The sequence below is a fragment of the Rhizobium esperanzae genome (assembly GCF_014197615.1).
GTDB classification, from domain to species: Bacteria; Pseudomonadota; Alphaproteobacteria; order Rhizobiales; family Rhizobiaceae; genus Rhizobium; species Rhizobium esperanzae_A.
On record NZ_JACIFY010000002.1, the window covers coordinates 392,049 to 405,261 of the forward strand.

At 60.8% G+C, this 13,213-nt stretch carries 8 protein-coding genes and 1 pseudogene; all 9 read right to left on the reverse strand.

What is annotated here, in order from left to right:
- Positions 1-175: 175 nt before the first annotated feature.
- Positions 176-1,174 (reverse strand): flagellin, encoded by a 999-nt coding sequence (locus tag GGD57_RS04530; RefSeq protein WP_184467232.1) that lies wholly within the window; start codon positions 1,172-1,174, stop codon positions 176-178.
- Between the two features lie 271 nt (positions 1,175-1,445).
- On the reverse strand, positions 1,446-4,601 hold the full coding sequence (locus GGD57_RS04535; RefSeq protein ID WP_184467234.1) for an efflux RND transporter permease subunit: 3,156 nt from the start codon (positions 4,599-4,601) through the stop codon (positions 1,446-1,448).
- A complete protein-coding gene (locus GGD57_RS04540; protein ID WP_184467236.1) occupies positions 4,598-5,803 on the reverse strand; it encodes an efflux RND transporter periplasmic adaptor subunit in 1,206 nt (401 codons plus the stop codon). Before GGD57_RS04540 ends, GGD57_RS04535 begins: the two co-directional genes overlap by 4 nt.
- 264 nt (positions 5,804-6,067) lie before the next feature.
- On the reverse strand, positions 6,068-6,976 hold the full coding sequence (locus GGD57_RS04545) for an adenylate/guanylate cyclase domain-containing protein (protein ID WP_184467238.1): 909 nt from the start codon (positions 6,974-6,976) through the stop codon (positions 6,068-6,070).
- A gap of 158 nt (positions 6,977-7,134) precedes the next feature.
- Positions 7,135-7,278: pseudogene (locus GGD57_RS04550) on the reverse strand (PIN domain-containing protein); the annotation flags it as partial.
- Positions 7,279-7,334: 56 nt separating this feature from the next.
- Positions 7,335-8,885 (reverse strand): SpoVR family protein, encoded by a 1,551-nt coding sequence (locus tag GGD57_RS04555; RefSeq protein ID WP_184467240.1) that lies wholly within the window; start codon positions 8,883-8,885, stop codon positions 7,335-7,337.
- Positions 8,882-10,156 carry a YeaH/YhbH family protein gene (locus GGD57_RS04560; RefSeq protein ID WP_184467242.1) on the reverse strand — a complete coding sequence of 425 codons (1,275 nt, stop codon included), beginning with the start codon at positions 10,154-10,156 and terminating at the stop codon, positions 8,882-8,884. The genes GGD57_RS04555 and GGD57_RS04560 overlap by 4 nt, the downstream gene beginning before the upstream one ends.
- A 12-nt stretch (positions 10,157-10,168) precedes the next feature.
- Entirely contained in the window at positions 10,169-12,112 is a 1,944-nt protein-coding gene (locus GGD57_RS04565) for a PrkA family serine protein kinase (protein WP_184467244.1), read from the reverse strand.
- 398 nt (positions 12,113-12,510) lie between these two features.
- Positions 12,511-12,987, reverse strand: a complete 477-nt coding sequence (locus tag GGD57_RS04570) for a VOC family protein (RefSeq protein WP_184467246.1) — start codon at positions 12,985-12,987, stop codon at positions 12,511-12,513.
- Between the last annotated feature and the right edge of the window lie 226 nt (positions 12,988-13,213).

Sequence of the window (13,213 nt, forward strand, 5' to 3'; positions counted from 1 at the left end):
TTGATAGGGGAATTTTAGGCGCCGAAACAGCAGCCATGTTGCGGGAATGCGCTGATATCACCAGTTTTAGCAACCGGGCCGGCCTTATGGGTAGAAGGTACAACGATAAGCCCTCATGGTGAGGAGGCCCAAGGGGCCGTCTCGAACCACGAGGGCGGATGGTTATGATCAACTCTCAGAAATTCTGGAACAGCTGCCTGACCGTGTCGTAGGTTGCATTGGCGATATTCAGCGATTGCAACCCGAGCTGCTGCTGCGTCTGCAATGCCTTGAGCTTGCTCGATTCTTCCTCCATATCGGCATCGACGAGCCGGCCGATGCCCGCGGTGTTGTTGTCGTGCAGCTTGGTGGCGAAGTCGTTCTGCAGGTTGATGCGCTTTTCCAAAGCACCGAAAGCCGAGCCGACTGTCGTCAGCTGCGACAGAGCGGCGTCGACGACACTGATCATTTCGCCGACCTGTCCTTGCGTCGTGGTGGACGAAAGCGAGATCACCACCTGTCCCGTGGTGGTGCCGTTTTTGCTCGTCATCAGCACGTAGTTCTGCGAGACGCCGAGTTCGGTGGCGAAATGGTCCGATGTCAGGACGCCGTACTCGCCCGTACCGGTGGCGCGATCGTCGATCAGGTAACGCGCATCCTTGGAGGTCGTGGCCCCCACAGGCGTGTTGTCGATATGGTAGCTGAGCATGCCCACAGACACCGTACCGTCGGCATTGCGGATGAAGGAGGCCGGGATCTGGCGCGGCTGCGTCGGCGTCGCGTCGTTGGTGAGGACCACCCAATTGTCGCTGTTGAAGGTCGCCGACTCCGAGACGCTGCGCAACTGCTCCTGCAACTGCTTGAGCTCTTCGTTGATCTTGTCCTTGTCGACCCCGTCTTCACTCGCGGCCACCAGCTTGGCCTTGATCTCCGAGACGACGTCGATGACGTTCTGGACGCCGGTATAGGCCGTGCCCATCGTGGCCGCTGCCATGCCGAGTGCATCCTGTACCGCGGAAATTGCCTTGTTGTCGGTACGCGCGGTGGTGGCGACCGACCAATAGACGGCGTTGTCGCTGGCTTTGGCGACACGCTGGCCAGTCGTGACGTGGTTCTGGGTGACATCCATCTTCCGGTTGATATCGCGCAATACATGGAGCGCCGCATCAACGGAGACGCGCTGGTAAATACTCACGGGACTAAACTCCAAAACACAACAAACGCAAACTGAACAAGAAATGAACCGTCCGCGCAGACAATCATGTCCGGGGTCGCTGGATTTCCAGCGCATTGCGGCCCTCAAGAACGGCGAAGACCAGTCGGTTCCTGCGACCGATCATTGCCGTTTTATGCTTAATAAACGGCTAATCTTCAGAAGTAATTTAGCTTATTTCTCAAGCCTTCATAAACCATAGGAAACGCCGCCAAACGGGCGTCTGGCGGCGTTACGAAATCGGATGAAGGTCTTATTCGGCAGCCTGCAGCTGCTCATCGTCAGGCGCGGCACGCGGCCGCGTGGCGATCGCCATCTCCTCGTGCAGCCGCGCTTCCTCATGGGCGTGCGGCTTGGCGAAGCGGGCAAGCAGGAGATAGGCGACCGGCGTGATGAACAGCGTCACCAGCGTCGCAAAACCGAGACCGCCGACGATCACCCAGCCGAGCGCGACGCGCGCTTCCGCGCCCGCGCCATGGGCAAAAACCAGCGGCACGCCGCCGAGGATAGTGGCGATCATCGTCATCATCACAGGGCGAAGGCGCAGCGCGCAGGCCTTCTCGATCGAGGAGCGAACGTCCTCGCCCCTGTCGCGCAGCTGATTGGCGAATTCGACGATCAGAATGCCGTTCTTCGCCATCACCCCGACGAGAAGCACGAGGCCGATCTGGCTGTAGATATTGAGGCTGGAGCCGGTGATCACAAGCGCGAAGACCGCGCAGGCAAGACCGAGCGGCACCGTCGACATGATGATCAGCGAGGACAGCACGCTTTCGAACTGCGCGGCCAGCACCAGGAAGATGATGACGATGGCAAAGCCGAAGGTCAGCGTCATACCGCTCGAATTCTCCTCGAGCGTTGCGGCTTCCGCAAGCGGCAACAGGCGCGAACCTGCCGGCAGCAGCGGCGCGGCAAGTTCCGTCACCTGTTTGACGGCGTCGCCGAGCGACATGCCGTTCTTCAGGCCGGCGGTGATCGCCACGGAAGCGAGCTGCTGCTCGCGGTTGAGCTGCGGCGCGACCGAGCCTTCTGTCATTGTAGCGATGACCGACATCGGCACGATCTTGCCGTCACCGGTCTTCAGGAACACGTTCTCGAGGTCGGTCGGATCGTCGATCGGCCGCGTCGTCGAGGTCAGAAGCACCGGATAGGATTCGCCGTCGACGAAGACGTCGACCACCGAGCGCCCTTCGAGCAGCGACTGGATCGCCGTCGAAAGCCCTGATATGTCGATGCCGAGATCGGAAGCGCGCTCGCGGTCGATCGCCACCGACACCTGCGCCTGGCTGGGCTCGTTGGTCAGGCGCGGCGTGTCGTATTGGCCGGTGGCGTCGAGCGCCTGCACCAGCTTGGCGGCCGCCGCCGTCAGCGCTTCGTGATCGTTGCCGACGAGCGCCATCTGCACGCCGCTGCCGGCGCCGCGGATGCGCAGGCTGTTGGATGAGATGGCGTTGCCGCGCAGTGCCGGCACCTTTGATGCCGCCTGGTTGATGTCGCCGACGATCTCCGCCTGCGTCCTGTGCCGCTCTCCCCAAGGGGCGAGCGTCAGCACCATGAAACCGCTGTTCAAGGAACCGCCCTGCCCGGAGATCGAAAAGACATTGCGAATGTCGCCGCTGTCGACCAGCGGCTGCAGATATTCCTCGACGAGCTGCATCTTGTCGCGGGTATATTCGAGGCTCGATCCCTGCGGCGTCGTCAGCCGCATCATCACCATGGACCGGTCTTCTTCAGGCGTCAGCTCGCTCTTGACGGTGGAAAAAGCAATCACCGCCGCGCCGGCGAAGATCACCGAGAACAGGATGACGACGAAGGGCGCGCTGAGGCAGCCGTGCAGCGCCCATTTATAGAGATCGGCAAGCGCCCCGCCGAAGCGGCCGAGCGCGCCGTGATCTTCAAGCATCGGCTTTGTCAGCATGCGCGAGGCAAGCATCGGGCAGAGCGTCAGCGCCACGATCGACGACAGCCCGACCGAGAAGGCGAGCACGAAGCCGAATTCGCGGAACAGGCCGCCGACCTGCCCCGGCAGGAAGGAGAGCGGAATGAAGACGGCCGCCAGTGTCGCCGTCGTGGCGATGACGGCGAAGAACACCTCGCGCGTTCCAAGGACCGCTGCCGCGCGTGGACCCATGCCTTCGGCGCGCCGGCGCACGATGTTTTCGAGCACCACGATCGCGTCGTCGACGACGAGGCCGGTCGCCAGCACGATCGCCAGCAGCGTCAGGATGTTGATCGAGAAGCCGACCATATAGATCGCCGCCAGCGTGCCGATCAGCGCCACCGGCATGCTGACCGCCGGGATCAGCGTCGCCCGCCAGTCGCGCAGGAAGAGATAGATGACGGCGGTGACGATGACGGCGGCAAGCACCAAGGCCAGCACCACCTCGTGAATCGCGCCCTGGATGAAGACGGCGTCGTCACTGGTGATGGCGATCGTCGTTCCCTCGGGTAGCGTCTTCGACAGCTGATCGACGGCGGCCTTGATGCCGGTCGAGATATTGAGCGTGTTCGACTGCGCCTGGCGAATGATGCCGAGGCCGATGCCAGGCTTGCCGTTGGAGCGCAGCGCCGTTTCGCCGTCCCGCGGCCCAAGCGTCACGGTGGCGACGTCGCCGAGCCGGATGCGGTCCTGCAGCATGACGTTGGAAAAATCCGCCGGCGTCTGCAGGCTGGCGGTGGCGCGCACCACGATATCCTGCGTATTGCTCTTCAGCGATCCGGCCGGCACGTCGAGTGCGGCATTGTCGAGCGCCTTCGTCAGATCGCCGATGGTCAGCCCGCGGCTGGCAAGCGCGCCCTGGTCGACGTCGACGCGGAAGACCTTCTCCTGATCGCCATATTCCTCGACGTCGGCGACACCGTCGACGGAGGCGAGACGATCGATCACCTCGTTCTCGACGAGCTGCGTCAGGTCGTCCATGTTGAGCCTGGTCGAGGTGACGGCAAGGCGCATGATCGGCGAGGAATCCGAATCCGCCTTGACGATCTGCGGCGCATCCGCCTCGTCGGGCAGGTTCTGGGTGATGCGGCCGATCGCGTCGCGCACATCGTTGGCGGCAACCGCGAGGTCGATCGCATCGGAGAATTCCAACGTCACCCGGCTCTGGCCGAAGGAAGAAGTCGACGAGATCGACTTCAGGCCGCTGACGCGGGCGACCGCCCCCTCGATCACCTTGGTCAGTTCCTGGTCGATGGTCTGCGGCGACGCACCATCGAAGCTGGTGCGCACCGTGACGACGGGACGGTCGACATCCGGCAGTTCGCGCACTTCGACGCCGACATAGGCTGCAAGGCCGGCGACGACCATCAGCGTATTGAACACCAGCGCCAGGATGGGCCGGCGCACGAAAAGCGCGGTGAAGCTCTGCTTGCCCGAGGCTCTGTCTTGATGAAGCTCGGTCACGCTCATTGGGTAACGGCCTCCCCATTCGAGGCCACGTCGGCGGAGACGCGCACCGCCCCGCCCTCGCGCACGCGCTGCAGGCCCTGCGTCACGATCTTGTCGCCATCCTTGAGATCGGCTTTGACGAGCACGAAATCCGGGTTGCGCTGCACGACGCTGACCCGCACCTTGTGCGACTTGTCGTCGTTGACCTGCCAGACGAAGGATCCTTGAGAATCCCACTGCACGGAAACCGGATCGACGGCCGGATATTTGTCACCCGGAAATTTCATGCTGACGCTGAAGGACATGCCGGCGCGCAGTTCATCCGAGCTATTGTCGATCTTGGCGCGCAGGCGAAGCGTGCGGCTTGCCGCGTCGATGCGGTTGTCGACAGACTCGACCGTGCCCGAAAAGACCTGTCCGGGCTTTGCCACCGACATCGCCTCGACCGGTTGGCCGACCGACACCGTGTTGGCGAAGCGCTCCGGCACCCAGAAGTCGACGAGGATTTCCGACCGGTCGTCGAGCGTGACGATCGGAATGCTTGTCGTGACGTTGTCGCCGGTATTGACCGGTAGGATGCCGACGATGCCGTCGATCGGCGCAATAATGTTGCGCCGCGCGAGATTGAGTTCGGCCGCCTGCAGCTGCAGCCGCGCCCCCTGCTCGGCGATCTCGGAATCGAACACGTCCATGCGTGACACGCTGGACTTGATGTTGTGATAGAGATTGGATTTCTCGACGGCGGCCTTGACCGCCACATCGGCCTGGCCGCGGGTGATCACCTGTTCCTCGCTGTCGAGCTTGGCAAGCACCTGGCCGGCCTTGACCTTGTCGCCCGACTTGATGAGGATTTCGCGGATCGTGCCCGATGCCTGTGCGGTCACCGCGACCGAACGGATCGCGTCACCCGTGCCGATGGCGTTCAGCCGGTCGTTGACGACGCCCTGGACGACGGCCTGCGTCGCGACGAGAGTGGCGCCGTTGCGCCCGCCGCCATTGCGGCGGTTCTGTCCCTGCCCTTCGCCCCGCTGCTGCCCCTGCGCCCGGGCGGGCGCGTCGGCATCCGCCGTCTCCTCAGCCTTCGGCGCGATCCTGGAAACGATGCCGTCTGGAATACCTGCATGGCGCATCGTATCGCCGGCCCCGGGCACAAAGAAAACCCACGCGGCAAAGCCGGCAATAATGACGATGAGCGAAAGTATAAACTGCTTCCAAAAAGCCATTCACGTCTCCGGAGGGACTCGAGGTTGGACCAGGGTCGGTCGAAAGAGGCGCTGCCGGATCACAATCCCATGGTGCGACAATATCGCGCGTTTACAGCTTACCGGCAAGCATAAGCAGCCGGCATTACCGATTTGTAATATCAACAAAGAATGGAAATAATCCGGCCGCTCACTTTTGCTTGAACGAACCCTCGCCATGTCTTGGACACCGCCGATTATCGGGCGGGATGCCGCACGAAATCTCTACCAATATCGGATGGATGCCTATCGACGCATCGACCATCGCACGCCCATGACGGCCGCAATCCCCAATATAGGCCACACGGCCCAGAACTTCCCCGTCCAGGTGAAGAGGTTGATGCCGACAATACCGAGCGCCACGATCGCCAGCGAGGTGATCTTGCGGTTGAACCGGGTCTGGTCGCGATTCCAGGCGAGCGCCGCGACGACGGCGAGCGCAAGCACCGGAAAGCGCGCCCAGAACACGCCCTGCCACGATAAAAGATTGATGGCGATCAGGACGGCCGCGATGACGCCGAGCACACCGAACAGCCTGCGCCTGCCAGGCACCGGTCTTCCCTCGGCGATTTCAGCCACCGGCTGGGGCCGTGCGGAGGCTGACCGTTCGGCAGGCGGCGTTTCGTCCCTGGCATTGCCGATCCTCACCGCATAGCTCGGCACGCCTTCATCGACGTTCTTCACCATCAGCGGCCCGAGAAACTCGAAACCGACAGCGACCTTGTTGCGAACCTGATCGTAGACGGTACTGGATATGACGATGCCGCCGGCCGCAGCAGAAGCCTGCAGCCGCGCGGCGATGTTGACGCCGTCGCCATAGATGTCGTCGCCTTCGACGATCACATCGCCGAGATTGATGCCGATGCGGAACAGCATGCGTCCGTCGGACGGGCGGCGGGCATTGAAGCCGGCAAGTTCGTTTTGGGTATCGACAGCCGCGCGCACTGCTTCGACCACGCTCGGGAAATCGGCGATCAGCCCGTCGCCCCAGGTATTGATGACGCGGCCGCCATGGCTTTCGATCAGGCGCCCCATCGCCTCCCTGCAGCGCTTCAGCGCCGCAAGCGTCCCCTCCTCGTCAGCCCCCATCAGCCGGGTATAGTCCTGCACGTCAGCACAGAAGATCGTCGTCAGCTTGCGCCGCGTTTCACCCATGGTCTTTCGTCTCCGCGCTATCCATCCCGGAAAGATCGCTGCAAAGGCCGAACCTGGTTGAGTAAATCGGCAGAGCGATCACAGCGGTCGCAGATTACGAAGGCTTTGCCTTTGTTGCTATCGATAATTGCCGATCGATCATTTCCGAGCGTACCGGTTCAGCGTCTTTCGCTCGCCCAGTCGTCGACCCTCAAAGCCCCCGACATGCGGGCAAAAACCTTGTCGCGCGTGACGAGGGTTGCCGCGGTCGTGACGGCATGAGCGGCAATCATCATGTCCAGAGGTGCCAGAATCGTGCCCTTCACCGACTCACCATCGGCTTCAGAGCCTTCCAAATCAGGCTCAAGAGAAAACGCTCTCACTGAACGATCTTGCGCGGGCTCGCCGTGTGTTCCCTTCCCACAGTGTTCGAACCGTCGATTTCCTGTAGCAAGACGTCATAGCCCCAGAGATCGGCGAGATGTTGCAGGACGAGTTTCGTATCGTCCTCCTGGAGATAGCAGCCATTCATGACGATGTGCTGCAGCAGCAGACGCCGGTCGCCGGCGAGATCGACATCGACGATATCGATGGCCGGATCGGTCCAGCCGATATCGTATTCGCGCGAGAGCTGGCGGCGAATACGCAGATAACCGCGCTCGTTGTGGATTGCCGAAACGAGCACCCCCTCGGCCTGTTCCGGATCGTCATAGAGATGGAACAGCCGCAACTGCCGTATCAGGTTCGGGCTCAGGAACTGGCTGATGAAACTTTCGTCGCGGTAATTGGCCCAGATATCGCGCAGGACACCCATCGCATCGCCGCGTCCCGCGATGTCGGGAAACCATGCACGATCCTCTTCCGTCGGTTTCGTCACGATCCTCTCGATGTCCTGCATCATCGCAAAACCGAGCGCGTAGGGATTGAAGCCCGAGAACCGCCGGTCGTCGTAATTCGGCTGGAACACCACATTGGCATGCGACTTCAGAAATTCGAGGATGTTTCCATCGCTGATCTGCCCGCGTTCGTGCAGCCGGTTCATGATCTGGTAATGGACAAAAGTGGCGGTTCCCTCGTTCATCACCTTGGTCTGCCGCTGGGGATGGAAATATTGGGCGACATGGCGGACGATGCGAAGGATCTCGCGCTGCCATGGCTGCAGCCGCGGCGCCGTCTTCTCGAGAAAATAAAGGATGTTGTCCTGCGGAAGGCCGAGGGCGGCGCGACGCTTTTCCAAGCCGATGTCGCCCGCCTTCTTGGCCTTGCCGACGGGAACCGTGCGCCACAGATCGTTGAACATCTGTTCTTCGTGGGCCCGGCGCTCCTGCAGCCGCTTCTCCTCCTGGCGGAGGTCGAGAGTGTTCTTGCCGGCATATCGGTGCACCCCGTGCGACATCAGCGCATGCGCCGCGTCGAGCGTGCGCTCGACGGCCACCTCTCCGTAGCGTTCCTCGCAACGGGAGATATAGCCCTTGGCGAAATCGAGGTAGTCGAGGATGCCTTCCGCATCGGTCCAGAGCTTGAAGAGATAGTTGTTCTTGAAAAAGTGGTTATGGCCGAAAGCCGCATGCGCGATGACGAGCGTCTGCATCGTCGCCGTGTTTTCCTCCATCAGATAGGAGATGCAAGGAGAGCTGTTGATGACGATCTCATAGGCAAGGTCGCGCATGCCGCGGCGGTAGAAGGCCTCATGATGGGCAAAGTGCTTGCCGAAGGACCAATGGCGGTAGAAGAGCGGCATGCCGGTCGAGGAATAGGCATCCAGCATCTGCTCTGAAGTGATGACTTCGATCTGGTTCGGATAGACGTCGAGGCCGAGTTCGCCGAGCGCGATTGACTCGCAGGCATCGTGGATCCGCTGCAGCGTTGAAAAATCCCAATCGGCACCTTCGAACAGAAGCAGCTCTTTCGACCTCAGCATCGTGGTCATGGCGTTACCTTCGATTGCGCGTCACGTTTCTGGAAGAGATCGTGGAAAACCGGAAATATCTCGTTTCGCCGGCAGACCTTGCGCATTGAGAGCGGCAGCAGTTCGGAGCGGATCCCGTCATAGAGCATCCAGAGAGGCGAACGGGATATCGAGGAGTCGCCGCCTTCTTCCCCGACCTCGATATAGGCGAAATACTGGCAGAGCGGCAAAATCTCGCGCACCAGCTGGCCGGTGAGGTTTCCGTCCGAATGGGCGTTGTCGCCGTCCGAGGCCTGGGCGCCGTAGATGTTCCACTCCGCCGGATCGAAGCGCGCCGCGATGATCGCCCGCATCGCCGCCAGCGCGCTGGATACCAGCGTGCCGCCCGTCGCCGGACCGTAAAAGAAGGTTTCCTCGTCGACCTCCTCGGCCCTGTCGGTATGGCGGATGAAGACGATCTCCACTTTCTTGTAGCGCTTCGACAGGAAGAGATAGAGCAGCAGGTAGAACCGCTTCGCCAGGTCCTTCATGTGTTCCGACATGGAGCCGGACACGTCCATCAGGCAGAACATCACCGCCTTTGCCACAGGCTTCGGCTCGTTTTCAAAGCGGCGATATCTGACGTCGAGCGGATCGATATAGGGAATGCGCCGGCTTTTATCCGTCAGGGTCTTGAGTTTCGCCTCAAGTGCCACGCGGCTCTCGTCGTCCTCGCATTCCTCGATCTGCCGCTGCAGGGCTTCGATCTCTTCGCGGCGCGGACGATGAAGCGCGACACGGCGCATCATCGCGAGCCTCGTCGTGCGACCGACCGCGATATTGGACGGCGATCCAGACACGGAATAGCCGGCCCGGAACGGCGTTTCCTCCTCGGTTTCGGCCAGGCGCCGTTTGGCAAGGTCCGGCAGTTCCAGATCGTCGAGAAACACGTCGAGGAATTCTTCTCGCGTCAGCACGAAACGGAAGCCGTCCTCGCCGTCGCCCTCGCCTGCATCCTTGGGTTTTCCGCCCCGGCTCCCCGGCGGGCGCGGAAGGATGTCACCCTCGACGAAGGCCCTGTTTCCAGGCAGGACATGATCGCGGATACCGCCGCCGCCCCGGCGCAAATTCGGTTCGGCCATTCCGTCGATCGGCAGGCTGATCTCCCCGCCGTCGAGCACGTCGCGGATGTTGCGGTTTTGCAGAGAGCGTTTCACCGCCTGCTGCACGGCGCCCTTCATGCGTCGAAGGAACCGCTGCCGATTTTCCAGACTTTTACCGCGCGGATTTAACCGCCGGTCGACAATGTGCATAATGGCTCCGCATTAACTTGCCTGTTTGACGCGCATGTACCATTCCACAAGGCGTCGAACCTGCCTCTCGGTGTAACCCCGCGCGGCCATGCGCGAGACGAATTCGCTGTGCTTCTTTTCCGTTTCGGAATCCTTCTTCGATCCGAAGGAAATGACCGGCAAGAGATCTTCGACCTGCGAGAACATTCGCTTTTCGATGACTTCCCGAATTTTCTCGTAACTGGTCCATGACGGATTCTTTCCGCCGTTGGCTGCCCGCGATCTCAAGCAGAACTTGACGATTTCGTTGCGGAAATCCTTCGGATTGGCGATGCCAGCGGGCTTTTCGATTTTCGTCAGTTCCTGATTGAGGAGCTCACGGTCGAGAAGCTGGCCGGTATCGGGATCCTTGAAGTCCACATCTTCGATCCAGGCATCGGCATAATCCACGTAGCGGTCGAACAGGTTCTGTCCGTAGTCCGCATAGGATTCAAGATAGGCCTTCTGGATCTCATTGCCAATGAACTCTGCGTAACGCGGTGCAAGATCGGCCTTGATGAACTCCATATAGCGCTTCTCGACGTCGTCGGAAAACTGCTCGCGGCGGATCGACTGCTCCAGCACATACATCAGGTGAACCGGATCGGCGCCGATGTCTGTCGTGTCGTGGTTGAAGGTGGAGGCAAGCACCTTGAAGGCGAAACGGGTCGAGATTCCGTCCATACCCTCATCGATGCCGGCAGCATCGCGGTATTCCTGAACGCTGCGGGCGCGCGGGTCGGTTTCCTTGAGGCTCTCGCCGTCATAGGTGCGCATCTTCGAGAAGAACGTCGAGTTTTCGTGTTTGCGCAGGCGTGACAGCACGGAAAAACGGGCAAGCATTTCGAGCGTTGCCGGGGCGCATGGCGCATCGGCGAGTTCAGATCCCTCGATCAGTTTCTCGTAGATCTTCTGCTCTTCCATCACGCGCAGGCAATAGGGCACCTTGATCACGCAGATGCGGTCGATGAAGGCCTCATTGTTCTTGTTGGCCTTGAAGGTCTGCCATTCCGCTTCGTTCGAATGCGCCAGCACGATGCCGGAGAAGGGTATCGCGCCGATATTCTCGGAGCCGATATAGTTGCCCTCCTGCGTCGCCGTCAGCAGCGGATGCAGCATCTTGATCGGCGCCTTGAACATCTCGACGAATTCGAGGATGCCCTGATTGGCGCGGTTGAGCCCACCCGAATAGCTGTAGGCATCGGGATCGTTCTGCGAATAGGTCTCCAGCTTGCGGATGTCGACCTTGCCGACCAGCGAGGAGATATCCTGATTGTTCTCGTCACCGGGCTCGGTCTTGGCGATGGCGATCTGGCGCAACCGCGAAGGCTGAACTCTGACGACGCGGAAGCGGGAAATATCGCCGCCGAAATCGTCGAGCCGCTTCAGGCACCACGGGCTCATCAGCCCGTTCAGGCGCCGCAGTGGGATGCCGTACTGCTCCTGGAGCAACGATCCCATCGTCTCCGGATCGAAGAGATTGAGCGGACTTTCGAAAACAGGGCTGATCTCGTCACCTGCCTTCAGCACATAGATCGGATGAACTTCCATCAAGAGCTTCAGCCGCTCCGCCAAGGACGACTTGCCGCCGCCGACCGGGCCGAGCAGATAGAGGATCTGCTTGCGCTCCTCCAACCCCTGCGCGGCATGCCGGAAGAACGACACGATGCGTTCGATCGTCTCTTCCATGCCATGGAAGCCGGCAAAGGCCGGGTAGATGCGGATGGTCCTGTTCATGAAAATGCGGCCGAGGCGCGCATCCCTTGAAGTGTCGACCATCTGCGGCTCACCTATCGCGGCGAGCAGGCGCTCCGTGGCATTGGCATAGGCGATCGGGTCCTTTTTGCAGAGATCGAGATACTCCTGCACCGACATATCGGTTTCGCGGCGCGCTTCGTAACTGCGCGTAAACGCATCGAATACGGATTCACTCAGCATGGTACCTCCATTAAGGTTATGCCGCAGGCTCTAAGCCGTATAACCATCGAGATGGTCACGGCGTTCCTAAGAATCAATAATTTCGCAGATATATTCGACGCCCACCGGCTGTTTCTAGCAATGCACAAAAGTGTGCGTGCACCGGTTCTTTTTTGAACTCTACGAAACTGTTCATTATTGTAGTTGAGAAGGGTGCCTTCGCGATATCAGCACATTTCGCGACGTGACAGAAAGATGAAAAGGGTGTGCAATGTCGCCCGTGATTCGAACTCTCGAAAAATCGACGATTGGCAGCCAGATCTGCGCAAAGTCGATGCTGGACAGCACGTGCCAGTGCGCCCCAGGCAGGTGGAAGCGGGCGCATTCCCGCCGCCGAATCATGCGCCCACCGAGATAATTCAGCCGCCGAACGCCTTTTCCAGCGCAGCGATATCGATCTTGACCATGCCGAGCATCACCTCGGTTACGCGCTTCGCCCGCTCGCGGTCGTTGTCGGCGATCATCTCGGAAAGAACACGCGGCACGATCTGCCAGGAAAGACCCCAGCGATCCTTCAGCCAGCCGCAGGCCTCCGGCGTGCCGCCATTGGCGAGAAAGGCATCCCAGACCCGATCGATCTCGGCCTGGCTCTCCAGCAGGATCGCGATCGAGAAGGAATGGTTGAAACTGTCGAGCGGACCGGCCTTCATCGCCAGGAAGGCCTGGTCGCCAAGCGTGAACTCGATAAGCTCGACGCTGCCGGGAGGCCCGCTCGGCGTTTCCGCCGGCAATATGGTGGTGCGGCCGATCGTGGAATTCGGAATGATCGACACGTAGAATTCGACGGCCTCGCGGGCTTCCTCTGCAAACCAGAGATTCGAAACGACCTTCGGCATGAACAGCCTCCTTGTTGACGGTTGATCCGGACTGTTGTCCGATGCTCCAAGGACGGCCGCCCCGGATCGGTTCCGACAGGCTGCATCAGGATTTTTCGGCCGCCTCCGCTGGAGGGAGGTCGCAGCCGCGCTTTCCGCGCCTGGAAACCCCTTGGGATAGCGGCGGTTCGGGAATGAAAGCAGAACATCTTTTCTGGTCTTTCCATCCCGAATCACTACATTACGC